The following is a 21,276-nucleotide window of genomic DNA, read 5'->3' as shown; positions in this document are numbered from 1 at the left end:
GACACGGCGTAACATAGCCCGATTATCCGCCTCGACGCCCAGCCAGCCGGCACAACCGAGAACCTGCCCATGACTGCAAGACACCTCTTCGCACTGACCCCCGGTGAGCCGGCAGGCATCGGCCCCGACCTGTGCCTGCTGCTCGCTCGCCAGGCGCAACCCCATGCATTGATCGCCATAGCCAGCCGCGAACTGCTCGCCGAGCGGGCCCACTGCCTTAACCTCGACATTCAATTGCTAGAGGCCGGCCCCGGCAACTGGCCGAGCGCCCCCGCGCCGGCTGGCAGCCTGTTTGTCTGGGACACTGCGCTGACGGCCCCCGTAGTGCCCGGCCAACTGAATCCGGCCAATGCCGCCTATGTATTGGCCACCCTGACCCGCGCCGGCCAGGGCTGCGTCGACGGGCATTTCGCCGGCATGATCACCGCACCGGTGCACAAGGGCGTGATCAACCAGGCCGGCATCCCCTTCTCCGGGCACACCGAGTTTCTCGCCGAACTGACCCACACCGAGCAGGTGGTGATGATGCTCGCCACCCACGGCCTGCGCGTGGCCCTGGTGACCACCCACCTGCCGCTCAAGGATGTCGCCGCAGCTATTACCGCCGAACGCCTGATCCGGGTCACCCGCATCCTCGATCATGACCTGCGGACTAAATTCGCCATCGCCCGACCGCGCATTCTGGTCTGCGGCCTCAACCCGCATGCCGGCGAAGGCGGCCACCTTGGGCGCGAAGAGATCGAGGTGATCGAACCGACCCTCGACCGCCTGCGCGGCGAAGGCATCGACCTGATTGGCCCGCTGCCGGCCGATACCCTGTTCACACCCAAGCACCTCGACCACTGCGACGCCGTGCTGGCGATGTATCACGACCAGGGCCTGCCGGTACTCAAATTCAAGGGCTTTGGCGCCGCAGTCAATATCACCCTGGGCCTGCCGATCATCCGCACCTCGGTCGACCACGGCACGGCGCTGGATCTGGCCGGCAGCGGCAGGATCGATAGCGGTAGCCTGCAGGTCGCCCTGGAAACCGCCTATCAAATGGCAGCCAGCCAGGACTGACAGAGCCAAGCAGGATGCCGAGTGCGCCCGCAACTGGTAAGCTGCGCCCCTTTGCCTTGCTGCTTTGGGCGCTTGCATGACGCTTGCAGCTTGAGGCTTGGAGCTGCTCCATGTCCGAACACCCCCAACACCGCGCGCGCAAGCGCTTCGGCCAGAACTTCCTGCACGACGCCGGGGTCATCCACCGCATCCTGCGCGCCATCCATGCCCGTGAAGGCGAGCGCATGCTGGAAATCGGCCCGGGCCAGGGCGCGCTCACCGAAGGCCTGCTCGACAGCGGTGCACAACTCGACGTGATTGAACTGGATCGCGACCTGATCCCCATCCTCAATGCCAAGTTTGCCGCCGAGCCGCGCTTCCAGCTGCATCAGGGCGACGCCCTGAAGTTCGATTTCAGCAGCCTCAATCCGGCCCCGCATAGCCTGCGCGTGGTCGGTAACCTGCCCTACAACATCTCCACCCCACTGATCTTCCACCTGCTGAACAACGCCGCACTGATTCGCGACATGCACTTCATGCTGCAGAAGGAAGTGGTCGAGCGCCTGGCGGCAGGCCCGGGCGGCAAGGACTGGGGCCGGTTGTCGATCATGGTGCAGTACCATTGCCGGGTGGAACACCTGTTCAATGTCGGCCCCGGTGCGTTCAATCCGCCGCCCAAGGTCGACTCGGCGATCGTGCGCCTGGTGCCGCATGAAGTGCTGCCCCATCCGGCCAAGGACCACCGCCTGCTCGAGAACGTGGTGCGCGAGGCCTTCAATCAGCGTCGCAAGACCCTGCGCAACACGCTCAAGGCCCTGTTGACCGCAGAGGAAATCGAAGCGGCTGGCGTCGATGGCAGCCTGCGCCCCGAACAGCTGGATCTGGCGGCATTCGTACGCCTGGCCGATCGGCTGGCCGAACAACCCAACGCTGCTTGAGCCAGCTAAACTGGCTCATCGCAACGACTGCGAAGGATGCTCGAGACGAGCTTACGAGGTGTGAATGAGCCCTTCGAGACACTGAGGCCCGGCCCATTGGCAACGCCGCAATTTCCAGAGCAGCAGCTATCAAGCAGGTTTTGTACATGTCAGATCCCCGTTACCAGGTCGACGTCAGCGTCACCACCCGCTACCTGCCGGAGCAATCGCAGCCGGAGCAGAACCGCTTCGCCTTCGCCTACAGCGTGACCATCGTCAACCAGGGTCAGTTGCCGGCCAAACTGTTGTCCCGCCACTGGCTCATCACCGATGGCGACGGCCATGTGCAGGAGGTGCGTGGCGCCGGCGTGGTCGGCCAACAACCGCTGATTGCGGTCGGCAAGAGTCACACCTACAGCAGCGGCACCGTCATGACCACCCGCGTCGGCACCATGCAGGGCAGTTACCAGATGCTCGCCGAAGACGGCAGGCAGTTCGATGCCCTTATCGCACCGTTCCGCCTGGCGGTACCGGGCTCGCTGCACTGATGGCGACTTATGCCGTCGGCGACCTGCAAGGCTGCCTGAAACCCCTGCAATGCCTGCTGCAGCGGGTCGCATTCGACCCCGCCAAAGATCGCCTTTGGCTGGTCGGCGACCTGGTCAACCGCGGCCCGGAATCGCTAGCCACCTTGCGCTTTCTCTATCAGATGCGCGATGCGCTGACCTGCGTACTGGGCAACCATGACCTGCACCTGCTGGCTGTCGCGTCCAATATCGAACGACTGAAGAAGAGCGACACCCTGCAGGAGATTCTCGACGCCGCGGATCGCGCCGATCTGCTCGACTGGTTGCGCCGCCAGAAACTGCTGCACTATGACGCCGAGCGCGACATCGTCCTGGTGCATGCCGGCATCCCGCCGCAATGGTCAGTGCAGAAAGCGCTCAGGCGCGCGGCCGAGGTTGAGGAAGCCCTGCTCGACGACGCACGCTTTCCGCTGTTCCTCGATGGCATGTACGGCAACGAGCCAGCCAAGTGGGACAAGGATCTGCACGGTGTGACCCGCCTGCGGGTGATCACCAACTACCTCACGCGCATGCGCTTCTGCACGGCCGATGGCACCCTGGACCTGAAAAGCAAGGAAGGCGCCGGCAGCGCGCCGCCCGGTTATGCACCCTGGTTCAGCCACAAACAGCGCAAGACCCGCGGGCAGAAGATCATCTTCGGCCACTGGGCGGCACTGGAAGGTCGTTGCGAGGAACCCGGCCTGTTCGCCCTGGACACCGGTTGCGTGTGGGGTGGCGCCTTGACCCTATTGAATGTCGACAGCGGTGAACGTCACCGCTGTAACTGCAGTGAGGTGCACCCATGAGCGAGTTCACACGTATCCCCCCGTCCGAAGCCCAGCTGCTGCGCCAGCAAGGCGCCGCCGTGGTCGACATCCGCGACCCGCAAAGCTTTGCCGCCGGGCATATCAAAGGCGCGCAGCACCTCGACAATCATTCGCTGCATGACTTCATCGCCAGGGCCGATCTCGACGTGCCGCTGATCGTCGCCTGCTACCATGGCAACTCCAGCCAGAGTGCCGCCGCCTACCTGGTCGGCCAAGGCTTCAGCGCGGTGTACAGCCTCGATGGCGGCTTCGAACTGTGGCGCGCGACCTTCCCGGAAGACATTGCGCAAGCGCCAGACGAATAAAAATTTATTCGTCCCTCAAGGCCACGCCAGCGCTGGACTACCGCTCGCCCCTAGCGAGCGGTAATATCCTGTTATCGTTCGTTGCCACTTGATCTTACCGATTCCGAACTATCCTTTAGTTCAGGCCATCAAAATCAAGGTAGAGCCGGCCAGCCGGCATCCGGGCCATCGGTAAGACCTTTAGGTGTTCTGGGGGACTATCCTCGGCTGATGCATCAGCCGATCACCAGCACCCGCACGACCGATGCCACGGCGGCTTTAAGCATCGAGCGAGGTGAAGTTATGAGCATTTTCAGCCACTTCCAGCAACGTTTCGAGGCGACCCGGCAGGAGGAATACTCCCTGCAGGAATACCTCGAACTGTGCAAACAGGATCGCAGCGCCTACGCCACTGCAGCGGAGCGGCTGCTGCTGGCGATTGGCGAGCCTGAGTTGATCGATACTTCAAGCAACTCGCGGCTGTCGCGGATCTTCTCCAACAAGGTGATCCGCCGCTACCCGACCTTCGCCGACTTCCACGGCATGGAGGAGTGCATCGACCAGATCGTCTCCTACTTCCGCCACGCCGCCCAAGGCCTGGAAGAGAAGAAGCAGATCCTCTACCTGTTGGGGCCGGTTGGCGGCGGTAAGTCGTCGCTGGCAGAAAAACTCAAGCACCTGATGGAAAAAGTGCCCTTCTATGCAATCCAGGGCTCGCCCGTGTTCGAGTCGCCGCTCGGCCTGTTCAACGTCGACGAGGACGGCACCATCCTCGAAGAGGAATACGGCATTCCGCAGCGCTACCTGAACAGCATCATGTCGCCCTGGGCGACCAAGCGCCTGACCGAGTTCGGCGGTGACATCAGCCAGTTCCGCGTGGTCAAGCTGTTCCCCTCGATCCTCAACCAGATCGCCATCGCCAAAACTGAACCCGGCGACGAGAACAACCAGGACATCTCCTCCCTGGTCGGCAAGGTGGATATCCGCAAACTGGAAGAGTTCCCGCAGAACGACGCCGATGCCTACAGCTACTCCGGCGCCCTGTGCCGCGCCAACCAGGGCCTGATGGAATTCGTCGAGATGTTCAAGGCGCCGATCAAGGTCCTGCACCCCTTGCTCACCGCTACCCAGGAAGGCAATTACAACAGCACCGAGGGCCTCGGCGCGATTCCCTACAGCGGCATCCTGCTGGCCCACTCCAACGAGTCGGAATGGCACAACTTCCGCAACAACAAGAACAACGAGGCGTTCATCGACCGCATCTACATCGTCAAGGTGCCCTACTGCCTGCGTGTTACCGACGAGATCAAGATCTACGACAAGTTGCTGTTCAACAGCTCCCTGGCCAAGGCCCACTGCGCACCGGACACCCTGAAGATGCTCGCCCAGTTCTCGGTACTGAGCCGCCTGAAAGAACCGGAGAACTCGAACATCTACTCGAAGATGCGCGTCTATGACGGCGAGAACCTCAAGGACACCGACCCCAAGGCCAAGTCGATCCAGGAGTACCGCGACACCGCCGGGGTCGACGAGGGCATGAACGGTCTATCGACGCGTTTTGCCTTCAAGATCCTGTCCAAGGTGTTCAACTTCGACCCGCACGAGGTGGCCGCCAACCCGGTGCACTTGCTCTATGTGCTGGAGCAGCAGATCGAACAGGAGCAGTTCCCCGCCGAAACCCGCGAGCGCTATCTGCGTTTTATCAAGGAATACCTGGCGCCGCGCTATATCGAGTTCATCGGCAAGGAAATCCAGACCGCCTACCTCGAGTCCTACAGCGAGTACGGGCAGAACATCTTCGACCGTTATGTGCTGTACGCCGACTTCTGGATTCAGGATCAGGAATACCGTGACCCGGAAACCGGCGAGATCCTCAACCGCGTCGCGCTCAACGAGGAGCTGGAGAAAATCGAGAAACCGGCAGGCATCAGCAATCCGAAGGATTTCCGCAACGAGATCGTCAACTTCGTGCTGCGCGCCCGTGCCAACAACAACGGCAAGAACCCGACCTGGCTCAGCTACGAGAAGCTGCGCGTAGTGATCGAGAAGAAAATGTTCTCCAATACCGAAGACCTGTTGCCGGTCATCAGTTTCAACGCCAAAGCGAGCAAGGAGGACCAACAGAAACACAACGACTTCGTCACTCGCATGGTCGAGCGCGGCTACACCGACAAGCAGGTGCGCCTGCTGTCCGAATGGTATCTGCGGGTTCGTAAATCGCAGTAAGGCAGCCATAAGCAGTACGCTTCAAGCTGCAAACCAAAGCGACCCCGGGCGGGGTCGCCCTTGTAGCTTGTGGCGTGTCGCTTGCAGCTCCTCGGAGGGGCCCTATGAGCCATGTGATCGACCGACGTCTGAACGGCAAGAACAAGAGCACGGTTAACCGCCAGCGCTTCTTGCGACGTTACCGTGACCACATCAAGAAAGCCGTCGAAGAGGCGGTGAGCCGCCGCTCCATTACCGACATGGAGCATGGCGAACAGATCAGCATTCCCGGTCGCGACATCGACGAGCCGATATTTCACCACGGCCGTGGCGGCAAGCAGACCATCGTCCATCCGGGCAACAAGGAATTCACCGCAGGCGAACGCATTCCGCGACCGCCAGGTGGCGGCGGCGGTCGAGGCGCGGGCAAGGCCAGCAACACTGGCGAAGGCATGGATGAGTTTGTTTTCCAGATCACCCAGGAAGAATTTCTCGACTTCATGTTCGAGGATCTTGAACTGCCCAACCTGGTGAAGCGTCACCTGACCGGCGCCGACACCTTCAAGACCGTACGCGCTGGCATCAGCAACGAGGGCAACCCGTCACGGATCAACATCGTGCGCACCCTGCGCTCGGCCCACGCCCGGCGCATCGCCCTGTCCGGCAGCAGCCGCACCAAGCTGAAAGAGGCACAACTCGAACTGGAACGGCTGAAGCGCGAAGAGCCGGACAATTTCGGCGACATCCAGGCGCTTGAGCTTGAAGTCGGCAAGCTGCAGGCCCGGATCAAGCGTGTGCCCTTCCTCGACACCTTCGACCTCAAGTACAACCTGCTGGTCAAGCAGCCCAATCCCAGCTCGAAAGCGGTGATGTTCTGCCTGATGGACGTGTCCGGCTCGATGACCCAGGCCACCAAGGACATCGCCAAACGCTTCTTCATCCTGCTGTACCTGTTTCTCAAGCGTAACTACGACAAGATCGACGTGGTGTTCATCCGCCATCACACCAGCGCCAAGGAGGTGGACGAGGAGGAGTTCTTCTACTCCCGCGAGACCGGCGGCACCATCGTCTCCAGCGCGCTCAAGCTGATGCAGGAGATCATGGCCGAGCGCTATCCCACCAACGAGTGGAATATCTATGGCGCCCAGGCGTCGGATGGCGACAACTGGAATGACGATTCACCGATTTGCCGGGATATATTGATCAAGCAGATCATGCCGTTCGTGCAATATTTCACCTACGTCGAGATCACCCCGCGCGAGCACCAGGCGCTGTGGTTCGAGTACGAGCAGGTCAGCGAGGCCTTTGACGACACCTTCGCCCAGCAGCAACTGGTCTCGGCAGGCGATATCTACCCCGTGTTCCGCGAACTGTTCCAGCGGAGGCTTGCAACATGACAGCGCATGACAGCAGCGTACCCGTGAAGAAACGCCAACCGATCTCCATCGGCTCGGAGTGGACCTTCGAGCTGATTGGCGCCTACGACCGCGAAATCGGCCGGCTCGCCGAACGCTATGCGCTGGACACCTACCCGATCCAGATCGAGGTGATCACCGCCGAACAGATGATGGACGCCTACGCCTCGGTGGGCATGCCGCTGGGTTATCACCACTGGTCCTATGGCAAGCACTTCCTCAGTACCGAGAAGAATTACAAACGCGGACAGATGGGCCTGGCCTACGAGATCGTGATCAACTCCGACCCCTGCATCGCCTACCTGATGGAAGAAAACACCATGTGCATGCAGGCACTGGTGATTGCCCACGCCTGCTACGGCCACAACAGCTTCTTCAAGGGCAACTACCTGTTCCGCAGCTGGACCGACGCCAGCTCGATCGTCGACTACCTGGTCTTCGCCAAGCAGTACATCATGAAGTGCGAGGAGCGCCACGGCATCGATGCGGTAGAAGACCTGCTCGATTCCTGTCATGCCCTGATGAATTACGGGGTCGACCGCTACAAACGCCCCTACCCGATTTCCGCCGAAGAGGAGCAGCGTCGGCAGAAGGAGCGCGAAGAGCACCTGCAGAAACAGATCAACGACCTCTGGCGCACCATCCCCAAGGGCGCCGGCAAGCGCGGCGAGCAAGACAACAAGCGCTTCCCCCCGGAGCCCCAGGAAAACATCCTGTACTTCCTGGAGAAACACGCCCCCCTGCTCGAGCCTTGGCAGCGTGAGGTGATCCGCATCGTGCGCAAGATCGCCCAGTACTTCTACCCGCAGCGCCAGACCCAGGTGATGAACGAGGGCTGGGCCTGCTTCTGGCATTACACCCTGATGAACGACCTGTATGACGAGGGCCTGGTTACCGACGGTTTCATGATGGAGTTTCTCCAGTCGCACACCAGCGTGATCTACCAACCGCCCTTCGACAGCCCCTACTACAGCGGCATCAACCCTTACACCCTCGGCTTCGCCATGTACCGCGACATCCGCCGGATCTGCGAAGAGCCCACCGAAGAAGACAAGCACTGGTTCCCCGACATTGCCGGCAGCGACTGGCTGACGACCCTCAAGTTCGCCATGAGCAGCTTCAAGGATGAGAGCTTCATCCTGCAATACCTGTCGCCCAAGGTCATTCGCGACCTCAAGCTATTCAGCATTCTCGACGACGACCAGAAGGATGAATTGCTGGTCCCGGCCATCCACGACGAGCCGGGCTACCAGAGCATCCGCGAAACCCTGGCCGCCCAGTACAACCTGGGTAATCGCGAGCCTAATATCCAAATCTGGAGCATCGACCGCCGCGGCGACCGCTCACTGACCCTGCGCCACCAGCAGCACGACCGCAAACCCCTGGGTAACTCCACCGATGAAGTGCTCAAGCACCTGCATCGTCTGTGGGGTTTCGACATTCACCTGGAAACCCTGCAGGGCGACAAACTGATCGACACCCAGCACGTACCGCCCAAGAGTGACAGCGATCAGGACAGCGACTACCCTCGGCTCGACCTGATCATTCCGCCGATCTGATCGGCAACTTCCTGGCCGCCTGTACGCCCCAGCCGTTATCCTCTGCACTCAGCGGAGGAACAGACATGCAGATCTATAAAGTCGGCGGTGCAGTGCGTGATCGCCTGCTCGGCCGCGAAGTCACCGAGGTCGACTGGGTGGTGGTCGGCGCCAGTGCCGAGCAGATGCTGGAGCTGGGCTATCGCCCGGTGGGTGCAGACTTCCCGGTGTTCCTGCACCCGCAAACCGGCGCGGAGTATGCCCTGGCGCGCACCGAGCGCAAGAGCGGCCGCGGCTATGGCGGGTTCACCTTCCATGCCAGCCCGGACGTCACCCTCGAAGAAGACCTGATCCGCCGCGACCTCACCGTCAACGCCATGGCCGAGGACGCACAAGGCCGCCTGATCGACCCCTATGGCGGCCAGCACGACCTCGCGGCCAAGCTGCTGCGGCATGTCTCCCCGGCCTTTGCCGAAGATCCGCTGCGGGTGCTGCGGGTCGCTCGCTTCGCCGCGCGCTATGCCTCCCTGGGCTTTCGCGTGGCCCCCGAGACCCTGGCGCTGATGCGCCAACTGAGCGACTCCGGTGAGCTTTCGGCGCTGACCGCCGAACGCAGCTGGAAGGAGATCTCCCGCGCCCTGCTCGAACCTCGCCCCGATGTGTTTATCCAGGTATTGCGTGACTGCGGCGCCCTCGGGGCGCTGCTACCGGAAGTCGACGCGCTGTTCGGCGTGCCCCAGCCACCCGCCCATCACCCGGAAATCGATACCGGCGCGCATGTACTCAGCGTCTTGCGTCAGTGCGCCGAATACCAGCAGCCGCTAACGGTGCGCTGGGCCTGCCTGCTGCATGATGTCGGCAAGGGCCTGACGCCGATGGCCGACTGGCCCCGGCACATCGCCCACGAGCAACGCGGGCTGAAGCTGATTCGCGCGATCAACGAGCGCAGCAAGGCGCCGAAAGACTGTCAGGAACTGGCCCTGCTGGTCGGCGAATATCACACTCACGGCCATCGCGCCCTCGAGCTGAAAGCCTCGACCCTGCTGGAGCTGTTACAGCACTTCGATGTGTTTCGCCGCCCGCAGCGCTTCGAGGCGTTCATCGCGGCCTGCGAGATGGATGCTCGGGGGCGGGACGGATTGGAGCAACGCGACTACCCGCAAGCCGGCTACCTGCGCGGCGCCATGCAGGCGGCTCGCGCCGTGGCAGTCAAGCCGTTGCTGGAGCAGGGCTTGCAAGGCCCCGAACTGGGCGAGGCGCTGCGCCTTGAGCGCCTCAAGGCGCTCAAGGCGTACAAGACCGACAAGGCACAGCCATAGGCCGAACTGCGCCGAGGCTGGGCGGCCTAGGTGTGCGCAGGGAATGCTTGGCGCAGCTCGGCCGGGGTCAACTCGGCCCCGCGCCACTGGAATGCCACCGGATGAAGCTGCTGCTCGATCTGCGCCGTCTGCCACAGCGCAGCAAAACTGCGCTGTTCAGCCGGGTGCAGATCATCCGGCAGCAAAAGCGCCAACGGCCAGAGCACGAAGGCGTTCTTGAGGATTTCTGCGCGCGGCAGCACCAGCCCGTCGAAATTGCCGACCTGATCGCCATACAGCAGCACATCGATATCCAGCGGCAAACCCTTGCGCTCGGGCGCATAACGGCCGTTATCCGCCTCGATGAATTTCAGCCGGCGATCCAGTTCACCCAACGGCAGCTCGCTATAACCCGCCACCACCAGATTGAAGAAGGGCCCACTCTTGATACCCACCGCCTGACTTTCGAACACCGGCGAACAGCGCATGTCGCGCAGCATCGTGGCCAGCGCATCGAGCCCGGCCTGCAAATGCGCCTCACGCTCGATATTGCTGCCCAAACCAAGAACTACTGGAGTTAGCGACATCCGCGCTCGATCTCCACGCCAACACCGCCAATCGCTGCCGGCACTGCACCGGGCTTGGTCAACCTGAGGCGCAGCCAGGGAATCTGGAACTCGCTCATCAACACCTCGGCCAGCCGCTCGGCAAAGGTTTCCACCAGAATGAACTGCGCTTCGCTGGAGAACGCCAGGACTCGCGCGGACACTGCTGCGTAATCGAGCGCCTTGCTCAGGTCATCACCAGCCGCTGCCGGACGGTTGTCCCAACCCAGGCACAGGTCCAGACGCAAGCACTGGCGAATGGTACGTTCCCAGTCGTAGGCGCCGATTACCGTATCGACTTCCAGGCCTTCAATAAAAACTGTGTCCAAGCACGCTCTCCACCACACGAGAAACCACAACACGGCAAAACCGCCCCATAGGCGGGCTGACCGTCTAACAACTACTGTGCACGACTATACGGCGTTGAAATCAGGTTTAAATGCTCATTTGCGACTCGTACACCACGTTTTGCCTTTCCGGGCTAATCGCCGAGACCATTGTGGTACTGCGCTCGCTACCCTTTTCAACTGCCTGCTAGAATCCAGCCATTCCTTCACCATGGAATGGCTGCCATGTTTTGGCCACTGGCGATCCTCGCCTACCTGCTCGGCTCGCTGTCCTTCGCCATTCTACTCAGCCGCAAGGCGGGCGGACCGGATCCACGCGCCATTGGCTCCGGCAACCCCGGCGCCACCAACATGCTGCGGGTCGCCGGCAAACGCCTGGCCACCCTGACCCTGCTCGGTGACCTGCTCAAAGGCCTGCTCCCGGTCCTGGCCGGCGCCCTGCTTGGCCTGAACCTGCAACAGCAAGCCTGGCTGGGCCTCGCCGCCGTCATTGGCCATCTGTACCCGCTGTACTTTCGCTTCCGCGGTGGCAAAGGCGTCGCCACTGCCGCCGGCATGCTGCTGGGACTTTACCCGCCGGCAGCACTGCTGGCCATCTGCGCCTGGCTACTGAGTTTCAACCTGACCCGCACCAGCTCGTTGGCCGCGTTGATCGCCACCCCGTTGAGCCTGCCACTGCTGGCCTGGCAACAGCCCGAAAGCTTGCTGCCGATGAGTGCAGTGACCGGCCTGATCGTCTGGCGCCACCGCAGCAATCTACGCGACCTGCTCAATGGCCGAGAACGGCATTTTTAACTAGCCGCCGCAAAACCAGCGGCAGACCGACTGGCAGCTTGCGGCATGCAGTTCGCGGCTAGAGCGCCGGCAACGCCTCCATTGGCCAACGTGCCTGCACCTTGATGTTCAACTCCTCATGCTGCCCGGCCATGAGGCGCTGGCAACCGGCATAGGCGATCATCGCACCGTTGTCGGTGCAGAACGCCGGACGGGCATAGAACACCTGCCCCTTGAATTCGGTCAGCATCTTCTCCAGCCCCAGACGCAGTGCCTTGTTCGCGCTAACGCCGCCAGCGATCACCAGAGAGCTGAGCCCGGTCTGCTTGAGCGCCCGACGGCACTTGATGGTCAGGGTATCGACCACCGCCTGCTGGAACGCCAGGGCGACGTCACAGCGGGTCTGCTCACCGTCATCATCGGCTGCACGGCACTGCTGCCAGGTATTCAGGGTAAAGGTCTTCAAACCGCTGAAACTGAAATCCAGCCCCGGCCGGTCGGTCATCGGCCGCGGAAAAGTGAAGCGTCCAGGGGTGCCCTGCTCGGCCAGTCGCGCGATTTCCGGCCCACCCGGATATTGCAGGCCCATCAGCTTGGCCGTCTTGTCGAAGGCTTCGCCGGCGGCATCGTCGAGTGACTCGCCGAGCAATTGGTAACGACCGATGCCATCGACCCTCACCAGCTGGGTATGGCCGCCCGAGACCAACAAAGCGACGAACGGAAAAGCCGGCGGATTTTCTTCCAGCATCGGCGCCAGCAAGTGACCTTCCATGTGGTGCACACCCAGCGCCGGAACGCCCCAGGCAAAGGCCAGGGCCTGGGCACAGGAGGCGCCAACCAGCAGCGCGCCGACCAGGCCAGGCCCCGCGGTATAGGCAACGGCCTCGATATCTTCCGGCGTACATTTTGCCTCGGCCAAGACCTCACGAATCAACGGCAGCATGCGTTTGACGTGATCGCGCGAGGCCAACTCAGGCACCACGCCCCCGAAGATGCGGTGCTGCTCGATCTGACTGAACAAGGCATCGGCCAGCAGACCACGCTCACTGTGATAGAGTGCGACGCCTGTCTCATCGCATGAAGTTTCCAATCCCAGTACCAGCATGGGCAACGCCTTGATATGAAGAGGCTAAACGCCAGAAGACGCGCATGATAATCGGCGCTGGCAGACTCAGACCAGTCCTTTTCGATCAGAAGCTTTGCATTCCTGCCGATGAGACGGTAACATCCGCAACCCTTAAAAACGTACGTTCTCCAGCGCCATTTGCCAGGAGTACGACACCCCCCGGTAATAAAGAAGGTACGCCCTGGATGCCAGCCGTCAAAGTTAAAGAGAACGAACCCTTCGACGTAGCTCTGCGTCGTTTCAAGCGCTCCTGCGAAAAAGCCGGTGTTTTGGCCGAAGTTCGCAGCCGTGAATTTTATGAAAAGCCGACTTCCGAGCGTAAGCGCAAAGCAGCAGCCGCTGTTAAGCGTCACGCCAAGAAAGTACAGCGCGAACAGCGCCGTAGCGTCCGCCTGTACTAAGCGCCGCGGCTTTCGCCTGCACGCATAGCTACAAGCGCAACGCCTGAACGCCTGGCCTCGGCCAGGCTTCGCTTTTGGACTCCGCACCACCCATGGGTGGCGCGGGGTCTTTTAGTTTCCGTAACATTTGTCCCGCCGCCTTGCACGGCAGAATTCTGAGCGCCTATGGCCGGCCTGATCCCACAGTCTTTTATCGACGACTTGCTCAACCGCACCGATATTGTCGACGTGGTCGCCTCGCGCATCCAGTTGAAAAAGGCTGGCAAGAACTACACCGCCTGCTGCCCCTTCCACAAAGAAAAGACCCCCTCATTCAGCGTCAGCCCGGATAAGCAGTTTTATTACTGCTTCGGCTGCGGCGCGGGCGGCAACGCCCTGGGTTTCATCATGGACCACGACCAACTGGACTTCCCCCAGGCGGTCGAGGACCTGGCCAAACGCGCCGGCATGGACGTGCCGCGCGAAGAAAACGGGCGCGACAGCAAACCGCGCCAACCCACCGACTCACCGCTATACCCACTGCTGACAGCCGCCGCCGAGTATTACCGCCAGGCCCTGAAGAGCCACCCACAGCGCAAGGCCGCCGTGGAGTACCTCAAGGGCCGCGGCCTGTCCGGCGAGATCGCCCGCGATTTCGGCCTTGGCTTCGCCCCGCCCGGCTGGGACAACCTGCACAAGCACCTGGCCAGCGACAGCCTGCAGCAGAAGGCCATGATCGACGCCGGCCTGCTGGTGGAAAACGCCGACAACCCGGAAAAAATCAAGCGCTACGACCGCTTCCGCGACCGCGTGATCTTCCCCATCCGCGACAGCCGCGGCCGGGTGATCGCCTTCGGTGGCCGAGTGCTCGGCGACGACAAACCCAAGTACCTGAATTCCCCGGAAACCCCGGTATTTCACAAGGGCCAGGAACTCTACGGCCTGTTCGAGGCGCGCAAGAGCAACCGCGACCTCGACGAAATCATGGTGGTCGAAGGCTACATGGACGTCATCGCCCTGGCCCAGCAAGGCCTGCGCAACGCCGTCGCCACCCTCGGCACCGCCACCAGCGAAGAACACCTCAAGCGCCTGTTTCGCATCGTGCCCAGCGTGCTGTTCTGCTTCGACGGCGACCAGGCCGGACGCAACGCCGCCTGGCGCGCCCTGGAGGCGACCCTGCCGAGCCTGCAAGATGGCCGGCGCGCACGCTTCCTGTTTCTGCCCGACGGCGAAGACCCGGACACCCTGGTGCGCAGCGAAGGCACCGACGCCTTCCGCGCCCGCATCAACCAGCAGGCGCAACCGCTGGCCGACTACTTCTTCCAGCAGCTCAGCGAAGAGGCCGACCCGCGCTCACTCGAAGGCAAAGCCCACCTGGTGACCCTGGCCGCACCACTGATCGATAAAATTCCCGGCAACAACCTGCGCACCCTGATGCGCCAACGCCTGACCGAGATTACCGGGCTCAGCGGCGAAGCCCTGAGTCAGATGGCCCCGACCGGCAAAAGCAGCGCCCAACCGCACAGCAGCCATTCGACGCCCGGCGACTACCATCCGGATCATGGCGAAATCCCCGACAGCGCCTACTATGATGTCGCGCCCAGCCACAATGAATACGAAAATCCCGAGCCAACGGCGGGCTTCGAGCGCAGCAAGGGCAAGAACAAGAGCAACTGGAAGCAAGAAGGCGGGAAGTGGAGCAAAAAGGGTCGCGACGACTTCACGCCGCGCGCCCCACGCACAGCCGTCAGCGTCGAATCGCCGCACCTGAGCGCCCTACGCACGCTACTGCATCACCCCGAACTGGCGCAGAACGTCGAAGATGTCAGCCATTTCGCCGCCGAAGACGACACCTACGCACAACTGCTGGTCGCCCTGCTCGGCGCCCTGCAAAAGAACCCGAAACTGCGCACACTGCAACTGATCGCGCGCTGGCACGGTACCGATCAGGGCCGCCTATTGCGGGCCCTGGCGGAAAAGGAGTGGCTAATTTCGGCCGACAACCTTGAACAACAGTTTTTCGACACTATAACTAGGCTAATAGCCCGCCAACGCGAGCGCAGCCTGGAACATTTGATCAACAAAGCCCGTCAAAGTGAGTTGAGTGCAGAGGAAAAAAACCAGCTGCGCAACCTGCTGAGCCGTAATGCATCACCGGTAATCCCGAGCCCAACTGGCGCATAGGGGTCTTATTCGGGTATAATCCGCGGCTTGTTTTTAGCCCGCCAAGACCTTCAGTGGATAGGGTGTTATGTCCGGAAAAGCGCAACAACAGTCCCGTATCAAAGAGTTGATCACCCTGGGTCGTGAGCAGAAGTATCTGACTTACGCAGAGGTCAACGACCACCTGCCGGAAGATATTTCAGATCCGGAGCAGGTGGAAGACATCATTCGCATGATCAACGACATGGGGATCCCCGTACACGAGAGTGCTCCGGATGCGGACGCCCTTATGTTGGCCGACGCCGATACCGACGAGGCAGCTGCTGAAGAAGCCGCTGCCGCGCTGGCCGCGGTGGAGACCGATATTGGCCGTACCACTGACCCGGTGCGCATGTACATGCGTGAAATGGGCACAGTGGAACTGCTGACACGCGAAGGCGAAATCGAAATCGCCAAGCGTATCGAGGAAGGTATCCGCGAAGTCATGGGTGCTATTGCCAACTTCCCGGACACCGTCGACAGCATCCTCGCCGAATACACCCGCGTTTCCACCGAAGGTGGCCGCCTGGTCGAAGTCTTCAACGGCTATATCGACCCGGATGACGGCACTATTCCTGTTGCAGCCCCTGCCGCGCCGGTACCAGCCAAAGACGGCACTGCCGACGACGCCGGTGACGACAAGGAAGAGGAAGAGGACGACACCGAAGAGGAAGAAGAAGGCGACGGCGGCCCGGATCCGGAAGAAGCCCTGCGCCGCTTCACGGCCATCTCCGAACAACTGGAGATCGCCAAGAAGACGCTGAAGAAGCATGGTCGCGGCAGCAAGCAAGGCATTGCCGAGCTGAAAGCCCTGGCCGAGCTGTTCTCGCCGATCAAGCTGGTGCCCAAGCAGTATGAAGCGCTGGTGGTGCGTGTGCGTGGTGCCCTGGAGCGCCTGCGTGCTCAAGAACGCGCCATCATGCAACTCTGCGTACGTGATGCCCGCATGCCCCGCGCCGACTTTCTGCGCCTGTTCCCAGGCAATGAAATTGATCCCACCTGGTCCGAGCAACTGGCCAAGGGCAAAGCAAAATACGCCGAGGCCATCGGCGGCCTGCAGGTCGACATCCAGCGCTGCCAACAGAAGCTGGTTGCCCTGCAGACCGAGTGCGACCTGACTCTGGCAGAGATCAAGGACATCAACCGTCGCATGTCGATCGGCGAAGCCAAGGCTCGTCGCGCGAAGAAAGAGATGGTTGAGGCGAACCTGCGTCTGGTGATCTCGATTGCCAAGAAGTACACCAACCGCGGCCTGCAATTCCTCGACCTGATCCAGGAAGGCAACATCGGCTTGATGAAAGCGGTGGACAAGTTCGAATACCGTCGCGGCTACAAGTTCTCGACCTATGCCACCTGGTGGATCCGTCAGGCGATCACTCGCTCGATTGCCGACCAGGCCCGCACCATCCGTATTCCGGTGCACATGATCGAGACGATCAACAAGCTCAACCGTATCTCGCGGCAAATGCTGCAGGAGATGGGTCGCGAACCGACCCCGGAAGAGCTGGGTGAGCGCATGGAAATGCCTGAGGACAAAATCCGCAAGGTATTGAAGATCGCCAAAGAGCCGATCTCCATGGAAACCCCGATCGGCGACGACGAAGACTCGCACCTGGGTGATTTCATCGAGGATTCCGGAACACAGTCGCCGATCGACGTGGCGACCGTGGAAAGCCTCAAGGAAGCCACCCGCGACGTACTCTCCGGCCTCACCGCTCGAGAAGCCAAGGTACTGCGCATGCGCTTCGGCATCGACATGAATACCGACCACACCCTCGAGGAGGTTGGTAAGCAGTTCGATGTAACGCGCGAGCGGATTCGTCAGATCGAGGCCAAGGCGCTGCGCAAGTTGCGCCACCCGACGCGAAGCGAGCATCTACGCTCCTTCCTCGACGAGTAATCCAGAACCCCCGGCCCAAACCGGGGGTTTTGCTATCTGCTGGCCTTGTGCCCCGAGCCCCGTCTACACTCGAGACATCACTCGATTTGTTACGAGGGCGCCATGCCGCGATTGCCGGCCATTCTCCTGTTGTGTCTGGTGTATTGGGTCAATCCGGTTGCCGCCTTCTCGCTCAGCGATGAGGAGCGCAACTGGCTTGCCGAACACCCCGTACTGCGCCTGGGCATCGATACCTCCTGGCCGCCGTTCGAGTTCCGCGACCCCCAGGGCCGCTACCAGGGCCTGGCCGCCGATTACATCGCCTTGCTCGAGCAACGCCTGGGCGTGAGCCTGCAACCGAGCGACAGTAACAACTGGAGCGAAGTACTGGAGCAGGCCAAGACCGGCCAACTGGACCTACTGCCCGCGGTCATGGCCACGCCGGAACGGCAGACGTACCTGGCCTTCAGCCGTCCTTACCTGGATTTCCCGATTGTCATCCTGGCACGCGATGACGGCCCGCAACCACGCGCGATCAAGAACCTTGATGGCCTTAAAGTTGCCGTGGTCGAGAATTATGCGCCCCACGAACTGCTGCGCAGCCAGCACCCCGAGCTCGACCTGCTAGCGCTGCCGACCGTCAATGCCGCCCTGCAAGCATTGGCAACCGGCCAAGCCGATGCCTTGATCGGCGACCTCGCCTCCAGTGTCTGGAGCATGCGCCAGCTCAAACTCAACGGTCTGATCATCAGTGGCGAAACGCCCTACCGCTACAAGCTTTCCATGGCCGCACCCCGCGACCAGACGCTGCTCATCGGGATTATCGACAAGCTCCTCGCCGACATCAGCAGCAGCGAAATCAGCGCCCTGCAAGCGCGCTGGGTCGGCGACATAGAGGACAGGCGCAGCATCTGGCGCGAACTGCTGCTGTACGGCCTCCCGGCCTTGCTTGCACTGTGCTCCATCATCGCCGTGATACTGCGCATCAACCGCCGCCTGCATGCCGAAATGGCCACCCGCAGCCTGCTCGAACAAAAATTGCGCAACAGCGAACAGCACTACCGCAGCCTAGTGGAAAACCTTTCGGCGATCGCCTGGGAGGCCTACCTGCATGACTACAGCTTTACCTACGTCTCGCAGCACGCGGAAAAACTGCTCGGCTACCCGCTGGCCGACTGGAAACGCCCGGGCTTCTGGCTCAGCACCCTGCACCCGGACGACGCACAGCGGGCCCTCGACTGCCGCCAACGCGAAAGCACTGCCGGCCGCGACCATAGCCTCGACTACCGCATGCATGCCGCCGATGGCCGCGTGCTATGGATCCGCGACATTGTCACCCTGACCCGCAGTGGCGACGCGACCATCATGCACGGCCTGATGGTCGACATCAGCGAAGCCAAACAGGCCGAGCAGGACCTGCGCCTCTCCGAACAGAAATTCGCCTCGGTATTCCAGCAATGCCCGGACATACTGATGATCATGCGCAAGGCCGATGGCTGCCTGCTGGAAGCCAACAATGCCTTCGAACAGCAGACCGGTATCCCGATCGCCGAAGCGCTCGGTAAAAGTGCCAGCGAATTGACTATCTGGGGCAACCCCGGCATCGGCCAGATCCTGCTCAAACGCCTGCAAGACGAGAGCCTGCGCAACCTGGAGCTGCCCTTCCAGCGGCGTGACGGCCAAGCCTTCACCGGCCTGGTCTCCGCCCAGGCCTTCCAGCTTGCCGACACCCCGGCGCTGGTTGTGGTCGTGCGCGACATCAGCCAACTCAAAGCCACCCAGCAACAACTGCTGACCTCCGAAGAAAAATTCGCCAGAGCCTTCCACGCCTCCCCCGACGGCCTACTGATCAGCCGCGTCCGCGACGGCCAGTTGATCGAAATCAATGAAGGCTTCAGCCGTATCACCGGCCACAGCAGCAGCCAAGCAGCCGGCCGCTCAACCCTGGAACTGGGGATCTGGGCCAACCCCGAAGACCGCGCCAGAATGATCGAACTGATCGCCTTGCACGGCAGTGCGCGTGATGTGCAGGCCTCGATCCGCACCCGCAATGGCCAGATACGCCTATGCGAACTGTCCGTCCTGCCGATTCAGGTCGGCGACGAGTCCTGCCTGCTGACCATTGCCCGCGACATCACCGAACGCCAGGTCATGCAGGAAAAACTCCAGCAGGCCGCCACCGTGTTCGAAAGCACCGCCGAAGGCGTGCTGATCACCGACCCCCAGCAGCGCATAATTGCGGTCAACCGCGCCTTCAGCGAAATCACCGGCTTTAGCGAAGCCGAAGCACTCGGGCAAACACCCCGGCTGCTTGCCTCCGGGCAACACGACAGTGCCTTTTACAGCGCCATGTGGCACCAACTGGAAGATGAAGGGCACTGGCAAGGGGAGATCTGGAACAGGCGCAAGAACGCCGAAATCTTTCCGGAATGGCTGACCATCAATGCCGTGCGCAATGAGCAGCAGCAGACCACCCACTTCGTCGCCGTGTTCGCGGACATCAGCTCACTCAAACATGCCCAGGCCCGGCTCGACTACCAGGCCCACCACGACTCCTTGACCGGCCTGCCCAACCGCATGCTGTTCGAAACACGGCTGCATGCCGCACTCGACGATGCGCAAACCGACGAGCGCCAAGGCGCCATCCTGTTTCTCGACCTGGACCGCTTCAAGCACATCAACGACAGCCTCGGACACCCGATTGGCGACCAGCTGCTCAAGAGCATTGCCATCCGCCTCAAGCAACAACTGCGCGACATCGATACCGTCGCCCGACTCGGCGGCGACGAGTTCATCATCCTGCTGCCGGGCCTGCACCAGAGCGAGGACGCCAAACTGGTCGCCAACAAACTGCTGGCCTGTTTCGGCCCACCCTTCCTCATCGACGAGCATGAGTTCCATATCAGCGCCAGCATCGGCATCAGCCTGTTCCCGGAGGACGGCCAGGATGTCGCCACCCTGGTGAAGAACGCCGACGCCGCCATGTACCGCTCCAAAGCCAAAGGCCGCAACCGGGTCGAAATGTACACCCGCGACCTGACCTTCCAGGCCACCGAACGCATGGCCCTGGAACATGAACTGCGCCGCGCCCTGGAGCGCGAGGAACTGCAACTCTACTACCAGCCGAAGCTCAACCTGAGCAACAGCCGCCTGGCCGGCGCCGAAGCCCTGATACGCTGGATCCACCCGGTATTTGGCGAAATCCCACCCGACCGCTTCATCCCCCTGGCCGAGGAAACCGGGCTGATTCTGCCCCTGGGCGACTGGGTGCTGCAGCAAGCCTGCTGGCAAATGGGCGAATGGCAACGCCTCCATGCGCCTTTCGGCCCGCTCTCGGTCAACCTGGCCGGCGCCCAACTGCACCAGCCGCAGCTGCTCAAACGCATCTCGCAGCTGCTCGACGGCCACGCTCTGGACCCCAGCCTGCTGCAACTGGAAATCACCGAAAGCTTCATCATGAACCAGACCGAGGATGCCCTGAGCATCCTCCACGAACTCAAAGCCCTCGGCGTGCAACTGGCCATCGACGACTTCGGCACCGGCTACTCCTCGCTGAGCTACCTCAAGCGCCTGCCGCTGGACACCCTGAAGATCGACCAATCCTTCGTACGCGGCCTGCCAAACGACCCACACGACGCAGCCATCGCCCGCGCCATCATTGCCCTGGGCCGCAGCATGCAACTCACGGTGATCGCCGAAGGTGTGGAAACCAAGGCCCAGGAACTGTTTCTCGCCGCCGAAGGCTGCGAACAGATCCAGGGCTTCGTCCTCAGCCGCCCGCTCGCCGCCGACGCCTTCGCCCATAATTTCCTCGGCCCGCGTCGTTCGGTTGGCACTACAGAGAAGGCGCCGGTATAATCCGCCAGCTTCTG

At 61.8% G+C, this 21,276-nt stretch carries 17 protein-coding genes; 14 read left to right on the top strand and 3 right to left on the bottom strand.

Annotated elements, in window-relative coordinates; translation table 11 throughout:
• Positions 1-69 precede the first annotated feature (69 nt).
• From pdxA to PH586_RS14945, 9 genes are all read left to right on the top strand, one after another.
• The gene (gene pdxA, locus PH586_RS14985; protein ID WP_271348564.1) at positions 70-1,062 is read left to right on the top strand and encodes a 4-hydroxythreonine-4-phosphate dehydrogenase PdxA; all 993 of its coding nucleotides are present in this window, start codon (positions 70-72) and stop codon (positions 1,060-1,062) included.
• Positions 1,063-1,172: 110 nt separating this feature from the next.
• Complete coding sequence (gene rsmA / locus PH586_RS14980) at positions 1,173-1,979, top strand: 16S rRNA (adenine(1518)-N(6)/adenine(1519)-N(6))-dimethyltransferase RsmA (RefSeq protein WP_271348563.1); 807 nt, start codon at positions 1,173-1,175, stop codon at positions 1,977-1,979.
• A gap of 146 nt (positions 1,980-2,125) precedes the next feature.
• A complete protein-coding gene (apaG, locus tag PH586_RS14975; RefSeq protein ID WP_271348562.1) occupies positions 2,126-2,506 on the top strand; it encodes a Co2+/Mg2+ efflux protein ApaG in 381 nt (126 codons plus the stop codon).
• On the top strand, positions 2,506-3,330 hold the full coding sequence (locus PH586_RS14970) for a symmetrical bis(5'-nucleosyl)-tetraphosphatase (RefSeq protein WP_271348561.1): 825 nt from the start codon (positions 2,506-2,508) through the stop codon (positions 3,328-3,330). Before apaG ends, PH586_RS14970 begins: the two co-directional genes overlap by 1 nt.
• Entirely contained in the window at positions 3,327-3,656 is a 330-nt protein-coding gene (glpE, locus tag PH586_RS14965; RefSeq protein WP_271348560.1) for a thiosulfate sulfurtransferase GlpE, read from the top strand. Before PH586_RS14970 ends, glpE begins: the two co-directional genes overlap by 4 nt.
• A 282-nt stretch (positions 3,657-3,938) precedes the next feature.
• On the top strand, positions 3,939-5,861 hold the full coding sequence (locus PH586_RS14960) for a PrkA family serine protein kinase (RefSeq protein ID WP_271348559.1): 1,923 nt from the start codon (positions 3,939-3,941) through the stop codon (positions 5,859-5,861).
• 104 nt (positions 5,862-5,965) lie between these two features.
• Positions 5,966-7,237, top strand: a complete 1,272-nt coding sequence (locus PH586_RS14955) for a YeaH/YhbH family protein (RefSeq protein ID WP_271348558.1) — start codon at positions 5,966-5,968, stop codon at positions 7,235-7,237.
• Positions 7,238-7,260: 23 nt separating this feature from the next.
• Complete coding sequence (locus PH586_RS14950) at positions 7,261-8,814, top strand: SpoVR family protein (RefSeq protein ID WP_271348603.1); 1,554 nt, start codon at positions 7,261-7,263, stop codon at positions 8,812-8,814.
• A 65-nt stretch (positions 8,815-8,879) separates the two neighbouring features.
• Positions 8,880-10,112, top strand: a complete 1,233-nt coding sequence (locus PH586_RS14945; RefSeq protein WP_271348557.1) for a multifunctional CCA addition/repair protein — start codon at positions 8,880-8,882, stop codon at positions 10,110-10,112.
• 26 nt (positions 10,113-10,138) lie between these two features.
• Here PH586_RS14945 and folK read toward each other — a convergent pair whose 3' ends face one another.
• Positions 10,139-10,678, bottom strand: a complete 540-nt coding sequence (gene folK / locus PH586_RS14940) for a 2-amino-4-hydroxy-6-hydroxymethyldihydropteridine diphosphokinase (RefSeq protein WP_271348556.1) — start codon at positions 10,676-10,678, stop codon at positions 10,139-10,141.
• Positions 10,669-11,025 (bottom strand): dihydroneopterin aldolase, encoded by a 357-nt coding sequence (folB, locus tag PH586_RS14935; protein WP_271348555.1) that lies wholly within the window; start codon positions 11,023-11,025, stop codon positions 10,669-10,671. Before folB ends, folK begins: the two co-directional genes overlap by 10 nt.
• 243 nt (positions 11,026-11,268) lie before the next feature.
• On the opposite strand from folB, the gene plsY reads away from it, so the two are divergent.
• Complete coding sequence (gene plsY / locus PH586_RS14930) at positions 11,269-11,838, top strand: glycerol-3-phosphate 1-O-acyltransferase PlsY (protein ID WP_271348554.1); 570 nt, start codon at positions 11,269-11,271, stop codon at positions 11,836-11,838.
• A gap of 58 nt (positions 11,839-11,896) precedes the next feature.
• Here the strand turns inward: plsY and tsaD are convergent, their stop codons facing one another.
• Positions 11,897-12,922 (bottom strand): tRNA (adenosine(37)-N6)-threonylcarbamoyltransferase complex transferase subunit TsaD, encoded by a 1,026-nt coding sequence (tsaD, locus tag PH586_RS14925; RefSeq protein WP_271348553.1) that lies wholly within the window; start codon positions 12,920-12,922, stop codon positions 11,897-11,899.
• Positions 12,923-13,128: 206 nt separating this feature from the next.
• On the opposite strand from tsaD, the gene rpsU reads away from it, so the two are divergent.
• The 4 genes from rpsU to PH586_RS14905 all read left to right on the top strand — a co-directional run bounded on the left by rpsU (position 13,129) and on the right by PH586_RS14905 (position 21,262).
• On the top strand, positions 13,129-13,344 hold the full coding sequence (gene rpsU, locus PH586_RS14920) for a 30S ribosomal protein S21 (RefSeq protein ID WP_003296736.1): 216 nt from the start codon (positions 13,129-13,131) through the stop codon (positions 13,342-13,344).
• A 165-nt stretch (positions 13,345-13,509) separates the two neighbouring features.
• Positions 13,510-15,507, top strand: a complete 1,998-nt coding sequence (gene dnaG, locus PH586_RS14915) for a DNA primase (RefSeq protein ID WP_271348552.1) — start codon at positions 13,510-13,512, stop codon at positions 15,505-15,507.
• Between the two features lie 67 nt (positions 15,508-15,574).
• A complete protein-coding gene (rpoD, locus tag PH586_RS14910; RefSeq protein WP_271348551.1) occupies positions 15,575-17,425 on the top strand; it encodes an RNA polymerase sigma factor RpoD in 1,851 nt (616 codons plus the stop codon).
• A 102-nt stretch (positions 17,426-17,527) separates the two neighbouring features.
• Positions 17,528-21,262, top strand: coding sequence for an EAL domain-containing protein (locus PH586_RS14905; protein ID WP_271348550.1), 3,735 nt, complete (start codon positions 17,528-17,530; stop codon positions 21,260-21,262).
• Positions 21,263-21,276: the final 14 nt, after the last annotated feature.

The sequence above is a fragment of the Pseudomonas aestuarii genome (assembly GCF_027988105.1).
GTDB lineage: Bacteria > Pseudomonadota > Gammaproteobacteria > Pseudomonadales > Pseudomonadaceae > Aquipseudomonas > Aquipseudomonas aestuarii.
The sequence above is the reverse complement of the archived record's forward strand: the minus strand, read 5'-3'. Positions and strand labels throughout refer to the sequence as shown.